This window comes from Pseudomonas sp. Ost2 (assembly GCF_018326065.1).
In the GTDB taxonomy this organism is placed as follows: Bacteria; Pseudomonadota; Gammaproteobacteria; order Pseudomonadales; family Pseudomonadaceae; genus Aquipseudomonas; species Aquipseudomonas gingeri.
This window is the reverse complement of sequence record NZ_AP021904.1, coordinates 1,621,061-1,642,330: the sequence shown is the minus strand read 5'-3', so window position 1 is coordinate 1,642,330 and position 21,270 is coordinate 1,621,061. Positions and strand designations below refer to the sequence as shown.

Sequence of the window (21,270 nt, the reverse complement as noted above, 5' to 3'; positions counted from 1 at the left end):
CGCTCCATCCTGAAAGGGGGGCCATCATCTTACTCAGAGCATCAGGATGGCAAAGCGTTCCGTACGCGGCTGACTTCGCACCGATCGTTCCGGGCATGCAACCCGTGGCGCTGCGCGTCACAGAAGCGGACGCAGAGCGTCCCAAGAGGCATTCCCACACAGAGCGCGGGAGCGATCATCATCCGCGGGACTCGACACCCAATTCATCCCATACCGACTCCGCCAGATGGAACGTCGCGTTGGCCGCCGGGATTCCGCAGTAGATCGCACTCTGCATCAGCACTTCCTTGATCTCCTCGCGGGTCACGCCATTGTTGGCCGCCGCGCGCAGGTGCAGCTTGAGTTCTTCGCTGCGGTTCATGCCGATCAGCATGGCAATGGTGATCAGGCTGCGGGTGTGCCGGGGCAACCCCGGCCGCGTCCAGATATCGCCCCAGGCATGCCGGGTGATCATTTCCTGGAACTCCGAGTTGAACTCGGTCAGGTTGTTCAGGCTGCGCTCGACATGGGCCTCGCCCAATACCGCGCGACGCACTTGCAGGCCTTCGGCGTAACGTTGTTTCTCATCCACGAACACTCTCCTCACACAGGCTGTTCAAACAGGCTCTTTAAACCCCGGCCAGCAGGAAATCCAGCACCCGACGGCTGAAGTCATCGCCGGCCTGGACATTCGACAGGTGGGCGGCATGGAACTCGGCGTACTCGGCGCCCTGCACATGCTGCTGGATAAATACGCCACCCGACGGCGGCGTCACCGCATCCTCGCTGCCCGAGATCACCAGGAGAGGCACCTGGATCGCGCTGAGCCGGTCACGGAAATCCGCGTCGCGCACCGCACAGCAGTTGGCCGCATACCCCTGGGGCGACGTCGCGGCGAGCATGTCGGTAATCGGCGTCACCCGCTCCGGGTACGCGGCGGCAAAGTCCGGCGTGAACCAGCGCGCGATCGCCCCGTCGCGCAAGGCCCGCATGGCCGCCTCACCGTCCCGCAGCACGGTCTCGATACGCGGGTTCCACATGTCCGGATCACCGATCCTGGCCGCCGTGTTGCAAACGATCAGCTTGTGCAGGCGTTCGCCGGCATGAATCCCCAGCCACTGGCCGATCAGCCCGCCCATGGACAAGCCACAGAAATGCGCGCGCTCGATCTGCAGGGCATCGAGCAGGGCCAGCACATCCCGCCCCAGTTGCTCGATGCTGTACGGTCCTTCGGTGACCAGCGAGCGGCCATGGCCACGGGTGTCATAACGCAATACCCGCAAGTGCTCGGCGAACGCCGGCAACTGGGTGTCCCACATGCCCAGGTCGGTGCCCAGGGAGTTGGACAAAACCAGGACCGGAGCGCCCTCCGGGCCATCGAGCTGGTAATTCAGTTGGCCTTCGGCCAGTTGCACAGAACCCACGACGCTCTTTCCCACGACAGCCTCCTTCAGATAAAAGCCAGATGATCGGCCACGGCACGCTCGACCCAGGTCTGTGCCTGGCCGAGATAGTGGGCCGGGTCGAGCAGGTGATCCAGTTCGTCCGCGGACAGTTCGGCGGTCACTCGCGGTTCGTCGCCCAGCACCACGCGCAGGTGGCGCCGTTCAGCCACCGCCCGCCTGCAGCATTGCTCCAGCAAGTGGTGGGCCGTGTCACGTCCCAGGCGCTGGGCCAGGACAATACTCACGGCTTCCGCCAGCAGCAGCCCCTGGGTCAGGTCGAGGTTCTCGAGCATCCGCGCCGGATCGACTTCCAGCCCCTCACAGACAATCAGTGCCTGCTGCAAGGCCCCGGAGACCAACCGGCAAATCTCCGGCAGGGTCTCCCATTCGGCATGCCAAAGGCCGAGGCTGCGCTCGTGCTCCTGGGGCATGGCACTGAACAGGGTCGAGAGCAGCCCCGGCACCCGGGTCGCCGCGCCGATCAGCACGGCGGCGCCCACCGGATTGCGCTTGTGCGGCATGGTCGAGGAACCACCCTTGCCGGGCGCCGACGGCTCGAAGACTTCCGCCGCCTCGGTCTGCATCAGCAGGCTGATGTCACGTCCCAGTTTGCCCAGGCTGCCGGCAATCAGTCCGAGCACGGCACCGAACTCCACCAGGCGATCGCGATGGGTGTGCCAGGGTTGCTCCGGCAGGCCGAGTTGCAGTTCGCCGGCCAGTGCTTCGGCCACCGCCAGCGCCTGGTCGCCCAGGGCCGCGAGAGTGCCCGAGGCCCCGCCGAACTGCAGGCTGAACAAGCGCGGTTGCAGCTCGCGCAGGCGCTGTCGATGGCGGGTGACCGCCCCCAGCCAGCCGGCGATCTTCATGCCCAGGGTGACCGGGGTCGCCTGTTGCAGCCAGGTCCTCCCGGCCAGTGGAGTGGCCGCATGGCGCCGGGCCTGGGACACCAGGACTTCACCCAGGCGTTGCAGGTCACGGTCAATCAGTTGCCAGGCGCGGCGCAGTTGCAGCACCAGGCCGCTGTCCATCACATCCTGGCTGGTGGCGCCCAGGTGCACATAACGTTCGGCCCCGGCATCGGTGCCGGCGATCTGCTTGCCCAGCGCCTTGACCAGCGGGATCGCCGAGTTGCCGGCCGTGGCGATCGCCTCGCCGAGGGCGGAAAAATCGTAGAGCCCGGCGCGGCAGGCCGCCTCGATGGGCGCCACCGCCGCCTGGGGAATCAGCCCGACCCGCGCCTGTGCACGGGCCAGGGCCGCTTCGAAGTCCAGCATCGCCTGGACCCGCCCCTGATCGGAGAACACCTCGCCCATATCGCGGGCAACAAAGTAGGCATCGAACAGTTGATTGCTCGGTCGCGGCATAAAAAATCCCTGGTAAATGCGCGCCCGGAACGGGCGCGCAGGCCGATCAGTGATCGTGGTGCAGGTACGCCGCCTGCTTCGGCAGGCGCAGGCTGAACAGGAAGGCGACGACCATCATCACCGTCACATACCAGTAGAAGGCGTTCTCCATCCCCACCGACTTGAGGTTCAGCGCCACGTATTCCGCCGAACCGCCGAACAGGGCATTGGCCACCGCGTAGGCCAGGCCCACGCCCAGCGCGCGTACCTGCACCGGGAACATCTCGGCTTTGACCAGGCCGCTGATGGAGGTGTAGAAGCTGACGATCGCCAGGGCCAGGGTGATCAGCACGAAGGCCAGGAACGGGTTGGTAACGGTCTTCAGGGTCAGCAGGATCGGCACCGTGCACAAGGCACCCAGGGCGCCGAACCAGAGCATCGAATTACGCCGGCCGATCTTGTCCGAGAGCATGCCGAACAGCGGCTGCATGCACATATAGAGGAACAGCGCGCCGGTCATGATGTAGCTGGCGGTCTTGGCGGTCATCCCGGCGGTGTTCACCAGGTATTTCTGCATATAGGTGGTGAAGGTGTAGAAAATCAGCGAGCCGCCGGCGGTGTAGCCAAGCACGGTGATGAACGCCGCCTTGTGATCGCGGAACAGCGCCCGGATGCTGCCGGCGTCCTTGTCCTGGCGGGTTTCCTTGCTGGTGGTTTCCTTCAGCGCACGACGCAGCAGCAGCGAGATCACAGCCGCAATGGCACCGATCACGAACGGTACGCGCCAGCCCCAGGCCTTGAGCTCGGGCTCGGTGAGGAACTGTTGCAGGATCACCACCACCAGCACCGCCAGCAACTGGCCGCCGATCAGGGTCACGTACTGGAACGAGGCAAAGAAGCCGCGCTGGCCGCGCAACGCCACTTCACTCATGTAGGTCGCGGTGGTGCCGTACTCGCCGCCCACCGACAGGCCCTGGAACAGCCGCGCCACCAGCAGCAGCGCCGGTGCCCAGGCTCCGATACTGGCATAGGTCGGCAGGAAGGCGATGACCAGGGAGCCGGCGCACATCATCAGCACCGAGATCATCATCGAGTTCTTACGGCCGTGCTTGTCGGCCACACGACCGAACAACCAGCCACCGATGGGCCGCATCAGGAAGCCGGCGGCAAATACACCGGCGGTGTTGAGCAGTTGCACCGTCGGGTCATCGGAAGGGAAGAAAGCCGGGGCAAAATAGATGGCACAGAAGGCATAGACATAAAAGTCGAACCATTCGACCAGGTTGCCGGAAGAAGCACCGACGATGGCAAAGATCCTTTTGCTACGTTCCTCACCGGTGTACGGCGTCGTTGTTGTTGTCATGTTCTCTCACTCGTAGGAGGGGTAGTTGCAGTCTAGACATACTTTGCAACAGACCTGTTCCGCAAGAACAATCGCCGCCCTTGCAGGAACCGGCTGGCCGGCGATGGCACATGGATAGACGCGGCAAGGCTCAAGGGCCTCATCGCCGGCAAGCCGGTTCCCACAGGTTACAGCGACCGAACCCTGGTCAGATCCGTTCAATCGCCAGCGCCAGCCCCTGCCCGACGCCCACGCACATGGTCGCCAGGCCCTTGCTGCCGCCGGTCTTTTCCAGTTGGTGGAGCGCCGTCAGGACCAGGCGCGCGCCGCTCATGCCCAGGGGATGCCCCAGGGCAATCGCCCCGCCGTTCGGATTGACCTGTGCCGCGTCATCGGCGATACCCAGCTCGCGCAGCACCGCCAGGCCCTGGCTGGCGAACGCTTCATTCAACTCGATAACGTCGAAGTCGCTGACCGCCAGGCCCAGGCGTTCAGTCAACTTGCGCACCGCCGGCACCGGACCGATGCCCATGACCCGCGGGGCGACACCGGCGCTGGCCATGCCGAGCACCCGCGCCCGGGCTGTCAGGCCGTGTTTCTTCACCGCCTCGGCGGACGCCAGGATCAGTGCCGCGGCGCCATCGTTGACGCCGGAGGCATTGCCGGCGGTGACGGTCTTGTCCGCGCCGTTGACCGGCTTGAGCCGTGCCAGTGCTTCCAGGGTGGTGTCGGCCCGGGGATGCTCGTCCTGCTCGACCAGGGTTTCACCCTTTTTATGGGCGATACGCACCGGCACGATTTCCTCGCGGAAGAAACCGGCGGCCTGGGCCGCCGCCGTGCGCTGCTGGCTGCGCAGGGCAAAGGCATCCTGGTCGGCGCGCGAGACCTGATAGTCATCCGCAACGTTGTCGGCGGTCTGCGGCATCGCGTCGACACCGTACTGGGCCTTCATCAACGGATTGATGAAACGCCAGCCGATGGTGGTGTCCTCCAGCTTCATGTTGCGGGAAAACGCCGCGTCGGCCTTGCCCATCACGAACGGCGCACGGGACATGGACTCCACGCCGCCGGCAATCGCCAGTTCCATCTCGCCGCTGGCGATGGCCCGAAACGCGGTGCCGATGGCATCCATCCCGGAGGCGCAGAGGCGGTTGAGGGTCACCCCGGGAATGCTCTCCGGCAGGCCCGCCAGCAGCAACGCCATGCGCGCGACGTTGCGGTTGTCTTCGCCGGCCTGGTTGGCACAGCCGAGAAACACTTCATCGACCTCGTCCCAGTTCACCGACGGGTTGCGCTCCATCAGCGCCTTGATCGGCATCGCTGCCAGGTCATCGGCGCGCACGCCGGCCAGGCCGCCACCGAAACGGCCGATGGGCGTACGAATGGCGTCACAGATAAACACTTCACGCATCAGGCTTCTCCAGGGGCTTGGCCATGGGCCGCGGCGGTGCGGGCTTCCAGGTCGCGCAAGGCGGCCAGTTCGGTTGCGCTCGGTGCCGCGGTGCTGTCCACCTGCTCGGCGAAACGCACGGGCCAGCCCGTGGCGGCGATCACCTGTTCGCGGGTCACCCCCGGATGCAGGGCCGTGACCACGAACTCATTGCTTTGCGCTTCCGGTTCCATGATGCACAGGTCGGTGATGATGCCCACCGGACCGGCGCCCGGCAGGCCGAAGCGCTTGCGCGAATCGCCGCCTTCGCCGTGACCGACCGAGGTGATGAAGTCCAGCTTGTCGACAAAGGAACGGGCCGACTGCTTGAGGATGATCAGCACGCTTTTCGCCGAACCGGCGATCTCTGGTGCACCGCCAGCGCCGGGCAGGCGGACCTTGGGCGAGAAATAGTCGCCCACCACCGTGGTGTTGATATTACCGAACCGGTCGACCTGGGCGGCGCCGAGGAAACCGACGTCGATCCGCCCGCCTTGCAGCCAGTAGCGGAAGATCTCGCCGGTCGGCACCACGGTGTCGGCGGTTTCCGCCAGTTCGCCGTCACCGATGGACAGTGGCAACACGCTGGGCTTGGCACCGATCGGGCCGGACTCGTAGATCAGCACCACATCCGGCGAAGAGGTCAGGCGTGCCAGGTTGGCGGCCTTGGAAGGCAGGCCGATACCGACAAAGCAGACCGAACCGTTCTTCAGGCGACGGGCAGCGGCGACGGTCATCATTTCATTGGTGGTGTAGGTCATTATTTTGCCTCCGACGCGCGGGCCAGCTTGGCCTGGAACTCGGCGAAGTCCGCCGTGCCATGGATGTATTCGGCGATCCAGGCGGTAAAGGTTTCCCGGTCACGGGCAATCGGATCCCAGGCCTGGTAGAAGCGGTTGTCGCGCTCGGTGTAGCCATGGGCATAGGACGGATGCGCACCACCGGGGACATGACAGACCGCGCTCAAGGCCCAGGTCGGCAGGACACAGGCATTCATCGGCGCGTTCAGGTCGTCGACGATTTCCTCGACAGTGACGATGCAGCGCCTGGCAGCCAGGGCCGCCTCTTTCTGTACCCCGAGAATGCCCCACAGCAGGACATTGCCCTTGCGGTCGGCCTTCTGCGCGTGGATCACCGTCACATCCGGACGGACCGAGGGCACCGCGGCGAGCACTTCGCCGGTGAACGGGCAGGTCACGCTCCTGATCAACGGGTTGACCTTCGGCAGGTCGGAACCGGCGTAGGCACGCAACACCGCGAACGGCAGGCCGGAGGCACCGGCGACGTAGGCATTGGCCAGGTCGGCATGGCTGTGCTCTTCGATTTCCAGGTCATGGGGCCAGTGCTTCTCCACCGCGTCGCGCAGACGGTGCAGGGAACCGACACCCGGGTTGCCGCCCCAGGAGAAGATCAGCTTGCGAGCGCAACCGGCACCGATCAACTGGTCGTAGATCAGATCGGGGGTCATCCGCACCAGCGTCAGGTCCTTCTTGCCCTGACGAATGATTTCATGACCCGCCGCAGTCGGAATCAGATGGGTGAAGCCTTCGAGGGCGACGGTGTCACCGTCGTTGACGAATTGCTTCACCGCTTCATGCAACGAAAGGATTTCAGCCATGGATGCAGACTCCCGGTTTCAACAAGCCAGCGTGGAAGAAAAAGGCGCGAGGTTCAGCGCCGGAGTGAAACCAGATTAAGTCGAGGCCAGGGGTCAAACAATCCGATAATCGACTAAGTGTTCGATTATCGAACCAATTGTTTGTAGGCTACCGTTTGCCAGCCAACGGCAAGGCCGATCCTCAGGTCGCGTCCGCGTGGCTGACCCGGCCCTTGATCAATACCCCCGCCGTCGCCAATGCCGCCGGCACCACCAGCACGGTCAGCACCTGCTCGAAATTCCAGCCCATGCCCAGCAGCGTGGCGCCCATCCAGGCGCCGAGGATCGCGCCGAAACGACCGATCCCCAGCATCCAGGAAACCCCGGTGGCCCGTCCCTGGGTCGGATAGAAGCGTGCCGCCAGCGATGGCATCGCCGACTGCGCGCCGTTCACGCACATGCCCGCCGCCAGCACCAGGGTTCCCAGCAGGGCGATATGGCCCAGGCTCTGGCCAACCGCGTAGGCAAAGATCCCCGCCAGCAGGTAGAAAGTGCCGATCACCTTGTGCGGGTTGAACCGGTCCATCGCCCAACCGACCCCCACCGCACTCAGCACCCCGCCAAACTGGAACAAGGCCCCGATAAAGGCGGCCTGCTCCATGCTCGCACCGCTGTCACGCATCAGCGTCGGCAGCCAGCTGGTCAGCAGGTAGACGATCACCAGTCCCATGAAATAGGTCAGCCATAGCAGCAGGGTGCCGGCGCTGTAGGTGCCGGAAAAAATCACCGCCAGGACGTTGCGCGCCTTGACCGTCTTCTGCTCCGGAACACTGAAGCTCGCCGCCCCGGCGACCTGCTCGGGAGCAATCGGCGCCAGCGCCTTGCGCACCTTGTCCGTGCCACGGTTGCGTACCACCAGGTAACGCGCCGACTCCGGCAGCCAGAGCAGCAGCACCACCGCCAGGATCAGCGGCAGCAACCCGCCAATCAGCAACAGGCTGTGCCAGCCGAAGGCCGGGATCAGCTTGGCCGAAACAAAACCACCGCCGGCCATGCCCAGGTTGAAGCCGCAGAACATGCTGGTCACCAGCAGCGACTTGTGGCGCTCCGGGGTGTATTCGGAGAGCAGCGTGGTGGCGTTCGGCATGCCGGCCCCCAGGCCGAGGCCGGTGAGGAAACGCAGGACCAGCAACTGGTCGACGTTACTGCTGTAGGCCGAAGCCAGGCTGAAGGCGCCGAACAACAGGACCGCCCCCACCAGCACCACCTTGCGCCCGAACCGGTCGGCCAACGGGCCGGAACCGAGGGCGCCGAAGACCATGCCGATCAGGGCCGCGCTCATCACCGGGCCGAGGCTCGCGCGATCGATACCCCAGTCCTGGGACAGCGCCGGAGCGATAAAGCCCATGGCAGCGGTGTCCAGGCCATCGAGGAAGACGATCAGGAAACACAGGATCACCACCCGCCACTGATAGCGCGACAGCGGTTGATCGTTGATAAAGGACTGCACATCGAGGCAGTGACCGACAGCGGATTGAGGCTGGTTCATTATTTTTATTTCCACACAGACGCGCAGACGCACAGGTGCCGACCAGGGGGCGGCGGACGTTGGACAGAGCGAATAACGCTCAGGCGAGCCGTTTCAGCGTAAACGGCATGCGTGCGCGAGTGTTCTTGCGAAGAGTGTTCTTACGGAAAGTGTTCTTACGGAGAGGGTTCTTGCGAAGAGAGTTCTTGCACAGAAGGCTATCGAAGGGAGTGCTCATGGCGGCTTGGCCTCGTCATTATTATCGGGCGGTCACCGGGTCGAGGCCTGCGGGCTCGTCGACTCAGGACGCTGCCGCGACATTAATGAGCGGCGTAAAACGGCGCAATTCGATAAACGCAACTCTGGGCGGTTATCGAACGGCTTTGCCGCGGCAGCCGGGACGTTCAGGCAAACAGCTGGGCGCTGAGGTCGCGGCTGGCGCCGAGCATGCTCGGCAGGAAACGCTGCTCCAGTTCACTGCGGCTGACGCGCCCGGCATGGGTACTGACGTTCAGTGCCGCGAGCACCTGGCCCGAGGCGTCATAGACCGGCACGGCGATGGAACGCAGGCCCTGTTCCAGCTCCTGGTCGACGATGCACCAGCCTTGCTGGCGTACCTGCTGCAGGCATTCGAGCAAGGCTTCGGGCGTATGCAGGGTGCGGCTGGTCTTGGCCTGCAGGTCGGCATGGTCGAGGTATTCCTGCAACGATGCATCGTCCAGCGCGGCCAGCAGGATCCGGCCCATGGAAGTGCAATAGGCCGGCAGCCGCCCGCCGACGGAAAGATCGACCGAGATCAATCGCTGGGTCGTCGCCGAACGGGCGATATAGAGGATGTCGTCGCCCTCGAGGGTGGCCATGTTGCAGGCCTCGTGGAGCTGCTCGCTCATGCGGTCCAGATAAGGCTGGGCCGACACCGCCAGCGGGGTCGAGGACAGGTAGGCGTGACCCAGGGTCAGGACCTTGGGCAGCAGCGAGTAGGTGCGTCCGTCGGTGGTGGCATAGCCAAGCTTGATCAGCGTGTGCAGGCAACGGCGCACGGCCGCCCGGGGAATTTCCGTGCGATGGCTGATCTGCGCGATGGTCAGGTGCCGCTTGCGCTCCTGGAACGCCTGCACCACCGCCAGGCCCCGGGCCAGCGAAGTCATGAAGTCCGGGTCACCGGTAAAGGCCTGGATCCGCTTGGCGGGCGAGGCAACGATAGGCGGCGCCACGGAGTTGAAGGCAGTGCGCAGTGGGTCGTTCATTCCAGGTCCTTGTTCACGCGGTCAGCGGCTATTACAGGCCGACATCAGCCCGATAGACAAGCCGGCCAGGCTCGACATTGGGCGATTATCGAACGCTGGCCCGATAATCGCAATTGACCCCCAGGGTCCGAAGCTTATAACGTTGCCCCGCCATCAGGTGGTTTTCCGGGATACTGGTCAGGTACCCACCGGAAAATCCACCGGCACGGCCTTACCCACGAAGTGAGGCCGTTTTCCCGACTTCCGGCAAACCGCCGATACATGAGGTTGCCGTCAATATAGAAGCGCTCTTCCCTTTTCAATTAACACTGCCCGCGCGGAACTTGCAGTGTTAATTTGCCGCCAAAAAACAGGCAGTATCCAGCCAAGTCCTCAAGTTGCAGTTCATAACTCCTACGCAACAAAACCCACACACAAAGTTGACGGGCCAGCCCCGCTTCGCGATAGTATTATTCAAACCGGCCGCTATACTCCCCATACGACATTCGAACCGTCTGGTTCTGTCGCGGTTCCGAGAGCCTGGCTCTCAAGCCCAGACCAATGTTCAACGTGGATGGCCGCGTTTTGTCGAACCGGGAAACGCTTGCCATGACGGCACTTTCCCTGTCGACGCCGCCCTGGTGCATGGCGCCGCTGTTTCGCCGACACGTCGTCCAGGGCCAACGACTATAAAACCGTTCCGATACGCCACCGGACTTCATGGAACTCCCGTATTACGTATCGCCGGAAAACCTTATCAACTCAAATTAGGTAACACTGTGACGAAAGACGAACTGCGCGCGGAACTTGAGCGCCAGGAGCAACGTTACAAGGATGTTTACGGCGGGGAAATTACCACCTACGCCGCGCAACCCGAACCAGAACGCAAACCCTGGCGCAAACGAGCCAGCCTCCTGGACCAGGCATTTACCCAGGAATTGCAAAAAATGGAAAAGGAACTCAAGGCCGAAGAGCCTTAGGCACGGCGGTCTCGAACCTTGTGAGGCTTGCCCCTGGCAGCCGGTCTCTCCTATCCGGATTCCCTCAGGCTTCTGGACGTCAACGGCTTGCGCTACCCGCGCCGAGCCCAGGCCCCCGAACATCCCATCGGGTTGAATGACGCCCGGCAGGCCCTCACACAGAAATTTCGCACATCCGTTTCGGCCTTTCATTCCCGCGCTGAAACCTTGTGTTCATTGGGCATTTCCAATGAAATCAGATGCTTGGCAAACGCCCGGAAAACCTGAGGTTTAACGGTTTCCTACATTTTTTTTCATTGAAGAATGTTACCGGTGAGCAGCTAGTGCATCGATTAGCAGGCTTTTCTGGCATAATCGCGCCCCCTTATGACCGGGTCAGAAAACCTTCATGATCGATTTATTCAGCGGACTGGATGCTTGGGTTCTTGTGAGCCTGTTGCTCGCCCTGGCCTTTGTCCTCAGCTTCGAGTTCATCAACGGCTTTCATGACACCGCTAACGCGGTGGCCACAGTGATCTACACCAAAGCCATGCCGCCGCATCTCGCGGTGTTCTTTTCCGGTGTATTCAACTTCTTCGGCGTATTGCTCGGCGGGGTCGGCGTCGCCTATGCCATCGTGCACCTGCTGCCGGTGGAGTTGCTGATCAACGTCAATACCGGCCATGGCCTCGCCATGGTGTTCTCGCTGCTGGCCGCGGCCATCACCTGGAACCTGGGTACCTGGTACTTCGGTATCCCGGCGTCGAGCTCCCACACCCTGATCGGTTCGATCCTCGGTGTCGGCCTGGCCAACGCATTGCTCAACGATATTCCGCTGGGTGACGGGGTCAACTGGCAGAAGGCGATCGATATCGGTGCCTCGCTGGTGTTCTCGCCGCTGGCCGGCATGCTGGTCGCCGGCCTGGTGCTGGTGGGCCTGAAGTGGTGGCGTCCGCTGTCGAAGATGCACAAGACTCCGGACCAGCGGCGCAAGATCGACGACAAGAAGCACCCGCCGTTCTGGAACCGCCTGGTCCTGGTGATTTCCGCCATGGCCGTCAGCTTCGTGCACGGCTCCAACGATGGCCAGAAAGGTATCGGCCTGATCATGCTCGTGCTGATCGGTATCGTCCCGGCGCAATTCGTCCTCGACCTGAGCACCACCACCTACCAGATCGAGCGGACCCGTGACGCGACCCTGCACCTGAGCCAGTTCTACCAGCGCAACAACGCGACCCTGAGCGAGTTCCTGGCCCTGGGCAAAAGCGTTCAGGACGACCTGCCGGGCAAGTTCCGCTGCAACCCGCAGCAGACCGAGCCGACCATCGCCGCCCTGCTGAACAACCTCAAGGGTGTGACCGACTACCATTCGCTGTCGCCGGAAAAGCGCATCGAAGTACGTCGCTACCTGCTCTGCCTGGATGACACCGCGAAGAAAGTCGGCAAGCTGCCGGGCCTGGATGCCCGCGAGAAGGCGGACCTGGAGAAACTGCGCAAGGACCTGACCACCACCACCGAATACGCACCGTTCTGGGTGATTCTGGCAGTGGCCCTGGCCCTCGGCCTGGGCACCATGGTTGGCTGGAAGCGGGTGGTACTGACCATCGGCGAGAAGATCGGCAAGCAGGGCATGACCTATGCCCAGGGCATGTCGGCACAGATCACCACCGCCTGCATGATCGGCCTGGCGAACATCTTTGCCCTGCCGGTCTCGACCACTCATGTGTTGTCGTCGGGTGTCGCGGGCACCATGCTGGCGAACAAGAGCGGCCTGCAGAGCAGCACGATCAAGACCATCCTGCTGGCCTGGGTACTGACCCTGCCAGCCACCGTGGCGCTGTCCGCCGGGTTGTTCTGGATCGCGTCGAAGATGCTCGGCAGCTGAGTCGTTTCCAGTGACACAGAAAAAGGTGTGATCTGCGGATCGCACCTTTTTTTTGCCCGGTCAAAAGGCAAACGACAGGCAAAAAAAAGGGCGACCGAAGTCGCCCAAAATGCCTTGCGTGCTCGCTCCCTGGAAAGACCTAGGGTTTTTTCCGCTTATGTGAGTCTTTCCAGATAAAAAAACCGAATCCTGCGAAGAACATCACCATGAGGCCCACTGTCAGCACTCCGGCGATTACCACGTTATCGAAAAACATGACTGGCCTCCTGCGCTTGCCCTGTTGCGATGGGGCTAAGTTACCCAAACGGGCACGGAGGAAAATTGACCGGGATCAATGCCGCCCGGAACCGGGCGCGGGGAAAGGACATTAACTGACGTGCATCAAGTTTCAGCGCCGATATCAGCGCTTTTTCGGCTTGTTCTTCGATTTTTTCCTGGCCTTGCCCAGGGGCATCGCCTGCTCGAACGCCTGGCGGACTTCATTCAGGCGCTTCTCGTTGAGGTCGTGGACACGTTTGGCCCGCTCGGTATTCAGGTCGATCAGCTTGTCGTCTTGGCTCATGATCACTACATCGCTATCCGTCGAATTCGGCCGAAGTCATCCACTTCGACCCGCGCAATGACTCAATAATGCGGGCAAGCGCCCGCGCTGACCAGTCGTGAAGCCGCCCGCTTGCCATTAAAGTGTGTCAGCAACGGCGATTTCCCCGCAGAATCGCCCCATCCGAATGGCTGCCAAGGATCGTTGACGTGACATTGCACAAGGACCTCCCACCGCTGATGGCCCTGCGCGCCTTTGAATCGGTGGCCCGTCACCTGAGCTTTATCAAGGCGGCCGAGGAACTGTCCGTCAGCCAGAGTGCGGTCAGCCATCAGATCCAGAAACTGGAGCAGTACCTCGACCAGCGCCTGTTCATCCGTCGCACCCGCGCCATCGACCTCAGCGAGGCCGGCCAGCGCTACTACCGGCAGATCCGCCCGGCGCTGGAGCAGATCGCCGAGGCCACGCGGCGACTGCGCTCCGCCGGGCCGGGCCGGGTACTGCGAATCGGCCTGCTCGCCTCCTTCGCCACCCTCTGGCTCGCACCGCGCCTGGCTGACTTCATCGGCCGCCACCCGCATATCCAGGTGGAACTGGAGCCGTCCATCCAACTGGCCGATGTCGCCGGCGCCCAGGTTGACCTGGCGATTCGTTATGGCAAGGGCGGCTGGAGCAACGTCGATGCCCAGCGCCTGATGACCGAGCGCCTGACTCCGGTCTGCAGCCCGGCCTTCAAGGCCCGCTCGATCGAACGCGGCCCACTGCTGATGGCCCAGGCCCGACAACCCTTCGAGTGGATCGACTGGTCGCGGCACCAGCATATCGACTTGCAGCACTACCCCACGGTCATGCTCCATGACTACAACATCGTCGTCGAAGCCGCGGTGGCCGGCCAGGGCATCGCCATGGGTCGCCAACGCCTGATCGGGCGCAGGCTCAGGGACGGTTCTCTGGTTCCGGCCTTCGACACGCCGACCTTTGAAAGCGAGATCGGATACTGGTTGATCAAGCCCAATGCCGCCCTTTCCCCGGACGCCGAGTGCTTCTGCGCCTGGCTGACGGAACAATGCGCCCGGGCGGACACATGAGCCAATCAGATACGTCCGATTGAATCTATCCGTTTGTCGCCCCATGGCGCGCCGAGCATGCTGGCATCTTCTTCCAGGAGGTTTCAGCATGAACGATTCCCTGTTCGACCGTGTCAACCAACTGGGCCTGAGCCTGCCGGTGCCCAGCCAGCCCATCGCCAACTACGTGAACCACGTGATCAGCAACAACCAGTTGTTCATCTCCGGGCAGATTCCGTTGCAGGAAGGCAAACCCGCCTATATCGGCCGACTGGGCGATACCCTCGGCGGGGAAGAAGGCGCCAGGGCCGCGGAACTGGCGGCCCTTGGCCTGCTGGCGCAATTGGGCCAGGCCATCGATGACGATCTGTCGAAACTGGTGCGCATCGTCCGTCTCGGCGTATTCGTGGCCGCCGCCCCCGACTTCCAGCGCCAGGGCGCGGTCGCCAACGGTGCCTCCAACCTGCTGGTCAATGCATTGGGGGAAAAAGGCCGCCACGCCCGCACGGCCGTCGGTGTCGCCAGCCTGCCCAGCGGCGTGGCCGTGGAGATCGATGCGATTTTCGAGCTGCGGCCATGAACAACGACACCTCAACCGAGCTGTCCGACGCAGAAATCACCCGTCTGCGCGCCGCCACACCGGGCTGCGCGCGGGTGATCCATTTCAACCACGCCGGGGCGTCGCTGCCGAGCCAGGCCACGCTGGACGCCATGACCGGGCAGTTGCAGCTCGAAGCGAGCCTCGGCCCGATGGAGGCCGGGGTCCATGGCGCGCGCCTGGAAGAGCAGGCCCGACAGGCTGCGGCGCAACTGCTCAACGCCGACACTGACAGCATCGCGTTCGCCAGCAGTGGTTCCGCGGCCTGGAGCATGGCCTTCGCGGCGCTGGGGCCCTGGCGCGCCGGCGAACGGATTCTCGTCGGACGCCATGAGTGGGCCGGCAACCTGGCCTGCATGGCCGAGGCAGTCAAGGCCGGAGCCAGTCTTGAAGTGATCCCCTGCGACGAAACCGGAGCGGTGTCGGTGTCGTCCCTGGAACAACTGATCGACGCCCGCGTACGCCTGATCGCCCTGACCTGGCTGCCGGCCAACGGTGGCCTGATCAACCCGGCCGCCGCCATCGGCGAGGTGGCGCGGCGTCATGGCATTGCCTATTTCATCGATGCCGGCCAGGCTCTCGGACAGTTGCCCTGCGACGTCCAGGCATTGGGCTGCGACGTGCTCAAGGGCGCCGCGCGCAAATTCCTCCGTGGCCCGCGCGGCACGGCGCTGATGTATGTGCGTCGGGGTTTTCTCGAACAATTGGCGCCGCGCCAGCTAGACGTGCTGTCGGCGCCTTGGGACGGCAAGGCCTTCACCCTGCGCGACGATGCCCGGCGCTTCGAGACCAGCGAACGCTCGCTGGTGCTGATGGCCGGCCTGGCCAACGCCTTGAAAGAAGTGAATCAGCTCGGCATCGAACGCATCCGTCGCCGGATCCAGGCATCAAGCGACCGGCTGCGCCACGATCTGCGTGAAATTCCGGGCCTTGAGCTGCATGACCTCGGCCTGTCCGGGCAGCAATCCGGGCTGATTGCCTTTACCTTGAAGGGTTGGGATGTGTTTGCCCTGAAGGAGAAACTGGCCGAACGGGCGATCAACCTGGGCGCCAACGGCACGGCCTATACGCCCCTGGACATGCAGGCCCGCGATCTGCCGGCCATTGCCCGGATTGCCGTGAGTCATCTCACCACCCGGGAGGAAATCGACCTGCTGTTGCAGGCCCTGGGTCAGTTGGCCAGTGAAGGGCCTCAGACCTCGACGTCGACCAGCAGGCCCTGACGCGGCTGTTCATCCATCAGCGCCACCACCGGCACGGTGTTATCGGCGTTCAACTCGTCGCCCGGCACCGCCAGGTGGCGTTCGGGATCATCGTCGGCCTCGCGCCGACGCTGCTGCTGTTCCTGCTGGCGCCGCTGTTCTTCACGCAGCAGCCACGCGGCCTCTTCGGGGTCGCGTTTCTGCAGGTCGATGGTACTTTCGTTGGAGCTTTCCTGAACCGGCACCACGGGCGGGATATCCGGTCGTGGCCGGATCGGGTCCTGCTGGGAGGTCACCGGCAGGACGCTCAGGGGTAGCAGCGGTGGCAGCATGATTTTTCTCTCCTGTCGGCAGGCTGTCGGCTGTGGGATCCACGACTTGAGCCGTCAGTCGCGAAAGTGTGACCCGGTTATCGCTCAAGGGTGCAATACGTCCCGACGAACGTCATCGTGGGCTACCGTTAGTCTTGTTCCGCATGGTTTCTCGACAGGAGTCCCGTCCTTTCAATCAAGAGAGCAAGAGCCTTTGGCCTGAAAGCGCCGATTCCGTTAAGATAGTCGGCTTTTTCAAGGCGGGAGTCAGGCAGCATGGCGCAGCAGTATCAACCGGGGCAACGCTGGATCAGTGACAGCGAAGCCGAGCTGGGTTTGGGCACCGTTCTGGCACAGGACGGCCGCTTGTTGACCGTGCTCTATCCGGCCACTGGCGACACTCGCCAGTACGCGCTAAGGAATGCGCCTCTCACCCGTGTGCGTTTCTCGCCCGGGGACACCATTACCCACTTCGAAGGCTGGAAGATGACCGTGCGCGAAGTCGACGATGTCGACGGACTGCTGGTCTATCATGGCCTCAACGCGCAGAACGAAGTCGTCACGCTGCCGGAAACCCAGCTGTCGAACTTCATCCAGTTCCGCCTGGCCAGCGACCGCCTGTTCGCCGGGCAGATCGACCCGCTGGCCTGGTTCTCCCTGCGCTACCACACCCTGGAACACACCAGCCGCCAGTTGCAGTCCTCGCTCTGGGGCCTGGGCGGTGTCCGCGCGCAACCCATCGCGCACCAGCTGCACATCGCCCGTGAAGTCGCCGACCGTATCGCGCCACGGGTCCTGCTTGCGGACGAAGTGGGCCTGGGCAAGACCATCGAGGCCGGCTTGGTGATCCATCGCCAACTGCTTTCCGGTCGCGCCAGCCGCGTCCTGATCCTGGTGCCGGAAAACCTCCAGCACCAGTGGCTGGTGGAAATGCGCCGGCGCTTCAACCTGCAGGTCGCGCTGTTCGATGCCGAACGCTTTATCGAAAGCGATGCCAGCAACCCGTTCGAAGACACCCAACTGGCCCTGGTGGCCCTGGAATGGCTGGTCGAGGACGAGAAGGCCCAGGATGCGCTGTTCGCCGCCGGCTGGGACCTGCTGGTGGTCGACGAGGCGCACCACCTGGTCTGGCATGAAGATCAGGTCAGCCCGGAATACGCCCTGGTCGAGCAACTGGCCGAGACCATTCCCGGCGTCCTGCTGCTGACCGCCACCCCGGAACAACTGGGCCAGGACAGCCACTTCGCCCGTCTGCGCCTGCTCGACCCGAACCGCTTCCACGACCTGGCAGCCTTCCGCGCCGAAAGCGAAAACTATCGCCCGGTGGCCGAAGCGGTGCAGGAACTGCTGGACCAGGGCCGTCTCTCCCCGGCGGCGCACAAGACCATCCAGGGTTTCCTCGGCGACGAAGGCGAAGCCCTGCTCACCGCAGTCAACGACGGCGATACCGAAGCCAGCGCCCGCCTCGTCCGCGAACTGCTGGATCGCCATGGCACCGGCCGCGTGCTGTTCCGCAACACCCGCGCCGCGGTGCAGGGTTTCCCGGAGCGCAAGCTGCACGCCTACCCGCTGCCGAACCCGGACGAATACCTGGAACTGCCGCTGGGCGAACACGCCGAGCTGTACCCGGAAGTCAGCTTCCAGTCCCAGCCGGACGCCAGCGAGGAAGAACGCTGGTGGCGCTTCGACCCGCGCGTCGAGTGGCTGATCGACCAGCTGAAAATGCTCAAGCGCACCAAGGTGCTGGTGATCTGCGCCCACGCGGAAACCGCCATGGACCTGGAAGACGCCCTGCGCGTGCGCTCCGGCATTCCGGCGACAGTGTTCCACGAGGGCATGAACATCCTCGAGCGGGACCGTGCCGCAGCCTACTTCGCCGACGAGGAATTCGGCGCCCAGGTACTGATCTGCTCGGAAATCGGCAGTGAAGGCCGCAACTTCCAGTTCTCCCATCACCTGGTGCTGTTCGACCTGCCGTCGCACCCGGACCTGCTGGAACAGCGGATCGGTCGTCTCGACCGGATCGGCCAGAAACACGTGATCGAGTTGCACGTGCCGTACCTGGAGACCAGCCCGCAAGAGCGCCTGTTCCAGTGGTACCACGAAGCGCTGAACGCCTTCCTCAACACCTGCCCGACCGGCAACGCCCTGCAGCACCAGTTCGGCCCGCGCCTGCTGCCGCTGCTCGAAGGTGGCGACGATGGCGAGTGGCAAGCACTGGTGGAAGAAGCCCGCACCGAGCGCGAGCGCCTGGAGGCCGAGCTGCATACCGGTCGCGACCGCCTGCTGGAACTCAACTCCGGCGGCGCCGGCGAAGGCGATGCGCTGGTCGAGGCGATCCATGAGCAGGACGATCAGTTCGCCCTGCCGATCTATATGGAAACCCTGTTCGACGCCTTTGGCATCGACAGCGAAGACCACTCGGAAAACGCCCTGATCCTCAAACCGAGCGAGAAGATGCTCGACGCCAGCTTCCCGCTGGGCGACGACGAAGGCGTGACCATCACCTACGACCGCAACCAGGCGCTGTCACGCGAGGACATGCAGTTCATCACCTGGGAGCACCCGATGGTGCAGGGCGGCATGGATCTGGTGCTGTCCGGTTCGATGGGCAACACCGCCGTGGCGCTGATCAAGAACAAGGCGCTGAAACCCGGCACCGTGTTGCTGGAACTGCTGTACGTCAGTGAAGTGGTTGCCCCGCGCTCGCTGCAACTGGGCCGCTACCTGCCGCCAGCCGCCCTGCGCTGCCTGCTGGACGCCAACGGCAACGACCTGTCGACCCGTGTCGCCTTCGAAACCCTGAACGACCAGCTGGAAAGCGTGCCACGGGCCAGCGCCAACAAGTTCATCCAGGCCCAGCGCGACAGCCTGACGCCGAAGATCAACGCTGGCGAAGCGAAGATCGCGCCACGCCACGCCGAGCGCGTGGCCGAAGCGCAACGGCGCCTGGCGGCGGATACCGATGAAGAACTGGCGCGCCTGACCGCGTTGCAGGCGGTCAACCCGACCGTGCGCGACAGCGAGCTGGTGGCGCTGCGTCAGCAACGGGAACAGGGCCTGGCGATGCTTGAAAAAGCCGCGCTGCGCCTGGAAGCGATCCGGGTGCTGGTGGCTGGCTGATCCACCGGGGCGCTCTCGCCAGCGCCTGCCCGCTCCTCCAGACCTGGTCTCCAATCTGTAGGAGCCGGCTTGCCGGCGATGAGGTCATCATGGGCAACGCAAGCCATGAGGTCCCCAATCGCCGGCAAGCCGGTCCCTGCAAGGTTCAGAGTCAAACTGCCACAGGCGCCGTGCCCGGCTCATCCGCGGCCATCCCCTCGCGCATGCGCTGCGCATCCTTGCTGAAACACCGGGCTGCCTGGAACAGGAACAGCAGGGTCAGCAACAACGCCCCCGGTATCAGGTACATCGCGTCATGCAGGCCCACGGCCTTGAACGCCTCGGTCATCTGCTGTGCCCCCGCCGCCAGCATCGCCGCATGGGCGAAATGATCGGACAACAATCCGACCACCACCGGCCCCAGGCCACCACCGAGCAGATACAACCCCGCGAAATACACGGCCATCGCCGTCGCCCGCAGCCGCGGCTCGACCACGTCCTGGATCGCGGTGTAGACGCAGGTATAGAAGTTATAGGCAAACAGCCAACCGACGCTGAACACCGCCACGAACACCCCGATCTCGATCCGCCCGGCATGCAGCGCCCAGGCGGTGGTCAAGGTCGAGACCACCAGGCTGCCGGCCGCGAACAGCAGGCGACCGTTGGCGACACGCTGGTGGATCTTGTCCGCCACCCAACCGCCCAGGGTCAGCCCGAACAGCCCGGTCACACCGACGATCAGGCCGGTGGCCACCGCCGCCTCCTGCAACGGCATCAGGAAATAACGTTGCAGCATCGGCACCAGGAACGAGTTGCAGGCATAAGTGGCGAAGTTGAAGGTCAACCCGGCCAGGACCAGCCAGAGAAAGGTCGGGATCGCCATCAGGCGCCGCACCGGACGCTCGATCCGTTCCTGGGAGACCTTCACGGTTTCCGCCGCGCCGCGTTTCGGTTCCTTGATGAAGAACATGAACACGGCCAGGAGCAACCCCGGCACCGCCGCGATAAAGAATGGCGCCCGCCAGCTGTCGAAGGCCTTGACCATCGCTCCGATGGTGAAGAAGGCCAGCAGCAGCCCCAGTGGCAGGCCGAGCATGAAGATCCCCATCGCCCTGGCGCGTCGATGCGCCGGGAACAGGTCGCCGATCAGCGAGTTGGCCGCCGGCGCATAGCTGGCTTCACCGATACCAACGCCCATGCGCACCAGCAGGAAAGTCCAGAAGCTGCCCACCAGGCCATTGACTGCCGTCAGCCCGCTCCACACCGCCAGGCCCCAGCCCATCAGCTTGCTGCGCGACCCGTTGTCGGCCATGCGCCCCAGGGGCAGGCCGGCGATGGCATAGACGATGGTGAAGGCGGTACCGATGATGCCGATCTGGAAATCGCTCAGGTGCCATTCCATGCGGATCGGCTCGATGATGATCGCCGGAATGGTCCGATCGAAGAAATTGAACAGGTTGGCGAGAAACAGCAGGAACAGAATGCGCCAGGCATTCGCCGCTTGGGTCGAGTTCTGCATGGGTCCGTCTCTTTATTGTTATAAGGGCTTCAATGCCAGGCCCGGAGCCCTCAATCTAGTCAGCGCGACCGGGTCTGTCTGCCACCATTCGCGGCGCTGATACCGGGCAATGGAGGCCCTGCCCCGGGCGCTGAAAAATACTTGTAATCCCCCCTTACAAAGCCGTGGCCGAAGCCTAGAATGGCGATGGATTCCCC

Annotated in this window: 19 protein-coding genes; 6 read left to right on the top strand and 13 right to left on the bottom strand. The window is 63.7% G+C overall.

Features of this window, described 5'->3' with window-relative positions; genetic code table 11:
• Window positions 1-178: 178 nt before the first annotated feature.
• The 9 genes from pcaC to pcaR form a co-directional block, all read right to left on the bottom strand.
• The gene (gene pcaC, locus KI243_RS07165; protein WP_017127692.1) at window positions 179-571 is read right to left on the bottom strand and encodes a 4-carboxymuconolactone decarboxylase; all 393 of its coding nucleotides are present in this window, start codon (window positions 569-571) and stop codon (window positions 179-181) included.
• A gap of 37 nt (window positions 572-608) precedes the next feature.
• Window positions 609-1,403 (bottom strand): 3-oxoadipate enol-lactonase, encoded by a 795-nt coding sequence (gene pcaD, locus KI243_RS07160; protein ID WP_042936235.1) that lies wholly within the window; start codon window positions 1,401-1,403, stop codon window positions 609-611.
• Window positions 1,404-1,429: 26 nt separating this feature from the next.
• Entirely contained in the window at window positions 1,430-2,788 is a 1,359-nt protein-coding gene (locus tag KI243_RS07155) for a 3-carboxy-cis,cis-muconate cycloisomerase (protein WP_212810649.1), read from the bottom strand.
• A 46-nt stretch (window positions 2,789-2,834) separates the two neighbouring features.
• Window positions 2,835-4,130 (bottom strand): MFS family transporter, encoded by a 1,296-nt coding sequence (locus tag KI243_RS07150; RefSeq protein ID WP_017127689.1) that lies wholly within the window; start codon window positions 4,128-4,130, stop codon window positions 2,835-2,837.
• Between the two features lie 187 nt (window positions 4,131-4,317).
• Complete coding sequence (gene pcaF, locus KI243_RS07145) at window positions 4,318-5,523, bottom strand: 3-oxoadipyl-CoA thiolase (protein WP_212811181.1); 1,206 nt, start codon at window positions 5,521-5,523, stop codon at window positions 4,318-4,320.
• Window positions 5,520-6,302: a CoA-transferase subunit beta gene (locus KI243_RS07140; RefSeq protein WP_212811180.1), complete on the bottom strand. Its 783-nt coding sequence runs from the start codon at window positions 6,300-6,302 to the stop codon at window positions 5,520-5,522. Before KI243_RS07140 ends, pcaF begins: the two co-directional genes overlap by 4 nt.
• On the bottom strand, window positions 6,299-7,156 hold the full coding sequence (locus KI243_RS07135) for a CoA transferase subunit A (RefSeq protein WP_017127686.1): 858 nt from the start codon (window positions 7,154-7,156) through the stop codon (window positions 6,299-6,301). Before KI243_RS07135 ends, KI243_RS07140 begins: the two co-directional genes overlap by 4 nt.
• A gap of 181 nt (window positions 7,157-7,337) precedes the next feature.
• Window positions 7,338-8,684: an MFS transporter gene (locus KI243_RS07130; protein ID WP_017127685.1), complete on the bottom strand. Its 1,347-nt coding sequence runs from the start codon at window positions 8,682-8,684 to the stop codon at window positions 7,338-7,340.
• 383 nt (window positions 8,685-9,067) lie between these two features.
• Window positions 9,068-9,910: a pca regulon transcriptional regulator PcaR gene (gene pcaR / locus KI243_RS07125; protein WP_017127684.1), complete on the bottom strand. Its 843-nt coding sequence runs from the start codon at window positions 9,908-9,910 to the stop codon at window positions 9,068-9,070.
• Between the two features lie 758 nt (window positions 9,911-10,668).
• Between pcaR and KI243_RS07120 the strand changes: the two genes are divergently transcribed.
• Together KI243_RS07120 and KI243_RS07115 are read left to right on the top strand one after the other, a co-directional pair.
• Window positions 10,669-10,869 (top strand): hypothetical protein, encoded by a 201-nt coding sequence (locus KI243_RS07120; protein ID WP_083875411.1) that lies wholly within the window; start codon window positions 10,669-10,671, stop codon window positions 10,867-10,869.
• Between the two features lie 388 nt (window positions 10,870-11,257).
• On the top strand, window positions 11,258-12,733 hold the full coding sequence (locus KI243_RS07115; protein WP_017127682.1) for an inorganic phosphate transporter: 1,476 nt from the start codon (window positions 11,258-11,260) through the stop codon (window positions 12,731-12,733).
• Window positions 12,734-12,872: 139 nt separating this feature from the next.
• Here the strand turns inward: KI243_RS07115 and ccoM are convergent, their stop codons facing one another.
• A complete protein-coding gene (ccoM, locus tag KI243_RS33050) occupies window positions 12,873-12,989 on the bottom strand; it encodes a cytochrome c oxidase subunit CcoM (RefSeq protein WP_017127681.1) in 117 nt (38 codons plus the stop codon).
• A 144-nt stretch (window positions 12,990-13,133) separates the two neighbouring features.
• Window positions 13,134-13,295 carry a hypothetical protein gene (locus KI243_RS07110; protein ID WP_085983799.1) on the bottom strand — a complete coding sequence of 54 codons (162 nt, stop codon included), beginning with the start codon at window positions 13,293-13,295 and terminating at the stop codon, window positions 13,134-13,136.
• A 188-nt stretch (window positions 13,296-13,483) separates the two neighbouring features.
• Between KI243_RS07110 and KI243_RS07105 the strand changes: the two genes are divergently transcribed.
• From KI243_RS07105 to KI243_RS07095, 3 genes are all read left to right on the top strand, one after another.
• Window positions 13,484-14,362, top strand: coding sequence for a LysR substrate-binding domain-containing protein (locus KI243_RS07105; protein WP_212810648.1), 879 nt, complete (start codon window positions 13,484-13,486; stop codon window positions 14,360-14,362).
• A gap of 88 nt (window positions 14,363-14,450) precedes the next feature.
• Window positions 14,451-14,921 carry a RidA family protein gene (locus tag KI243_RS07100; protein WP_212810647.1) on the top strand — a complete coding sequence of 157 codons (471 nt, stop codon included), beginning with the start codon at window positions 14,451-14,453 and terminating at the stop codon, window positions 14,919-14,921.
• Complete coding sequence (locus KI243_RS07095) at window positions 14,918-16,162, top strand: aminotransferase class V-fold PLP-dependent enzyme (protein ID WP_212810646.1); 1,245 nt, start codon at window positions 14,918-14,920, stop codon at window positions 16,160-16,162. Before KI243_RS07100 ends, KI243_RS07095 begins: the two co-directional genes overlap by 4 nt.
• On the opposite strand, the gene KI243_RS07090 is transcribed toward KI243_RS07095, so the two are convergent.
• Window positions 16,132-16,473: a hypothetical protein gene (locus KI243_RS07090; protein ID WP_017127676.1), complete on the bottom strand. Its 342-nt coding sequence runs from the start codon at window positions 16,471-16,473 to the stop codon at window positions 16,132-16,134. The genes KI243_RS07095 and KI243_RS07090 overlap by 31 nt on opposite strands.
• A 255-nt stretch (window positions 16,474-16,728) precedes the next feature.
• Here KI243_RS07090 and rapA point away from each other — a divergent pair, with 255 nt between their 5' ends.
• Window positions 16,729-19,575 (top strand): RNA polymerase-associated protein RapA, encoded by a 2,847-nt coding sequence (gene rapA, locus KI243_RS07085; RefSeq protein WP_212810645.1) that lies wholly within the window; start codon window positions 16,729-16,731, stop codon window positions 19,573-19,575.
• A 151-nt stretch (window positions 19,576-19,726) separates the two neighbouring features.
• Here rapA and KI243_RS07080 read toward each other — a convergent pair whose 3' ends face one another.
• A complete protein-coding gene (locus KI243_RS07080; protein WP_017127674.1) occupies window positions 19,727-21,073 on the bottom strand; it encodes an MFS transporter in 1,347 nt (448 codons plus the stop codon).
• Between the last annotated feature and the right edge of the window lie 197 nt (window positions 21,074-21,270).

Bases quoted from the DNA above. Each gene is read 5' to 3' on its own strand.
- KI243_RS07080 (WP_017127674.1), bottom strand. From the start codon at position 21,073: ATGCAGAACTCGACCCAAGCGGCGAATGCCTGGCGCATTCTGTTCCTG.
- KI243_RS07155 (WP_212810649.1), bottom strand. From the start codon at position 2,788: ATGCCGCGACCGAGCAATCAACTGTTCGATGCCTACTTTGTTGCCCGC.
- KI243_RS07090 (WP_017127676.1), bottom strand. From the start codon at position 16,473: ATGCTGCCACCGCTGCTACCCCTGAGCGTCCTGCCGGTGACCTCCCAG.
- ccoM (WP_017127681.1), bottom strand. From the start codon at position 12,989: ATGTTTTTCGATAACGTGGTAATCGCCGGAGTGCTGACAGTGGGCCTC.
- KI243_RS07130 (WP_017127685.1), bottom strand. From the start codon at position 8,684: ATGAACCAGCCTCAATCCGCTGTCGGTCACTGCCTCGATGTGCAGTCC.
- pcaR (WP_017127684.1), bottom strand. From the start codon at position 9,910: ATGAACGACCCACTGCGCACTGCCTTCAACTCCGTGGCGCCGCCTATC.
- KI243_RS07150 (WP_017127689.1), bottom strand. From the start codon at position 4,130: ATGACAACAACAACGACGCCGTACACCGGTGAGGAACGTAGCAAAAGG.
- KI243_RS07110 (WP_085983799.1), bottom strand. From the start codon at position 13,295: ATGAGCCAAGACGACAAGCTGATCGACCTGAATACCGAGCGGGCCAAA.
- KI243_RS07115 (WP_017127682.1), top strand. From the start codon at position 11,258: ATGATCGATTTATTCAGCGGACTGGATGCTTGGGTTCTTGTGAGCCTG.
- rapA (WP_212810645.1), top strand. From the start codon at position 16,729: ATGGCGCAGCAGTATCAACCGGGGCAACGCTGGATCAGTGACAGCGAA.
- KI243_RS07095 (WP_212810646.1), top strand. From the start codon at position 14,918: ATGAACAACGACACCTCAACCGAGCTGTCCGACGCAGAAATCACCCGT.
- KI243_RS07135 (WP_017127686.1), bottom strand. From the start codon at position 7,156: ATGGCTGAAATCCTTTCGTTGCATGAAGCGGTGAAGCAATTCGTCAAC.
- KI243_RS07100 (WP_212810647.1), top strand. From the start codon at position 14,451: ATGAACGATTCCCTGTTCGACCGTGTCAACCAACTGGGCCTGAGCCTG.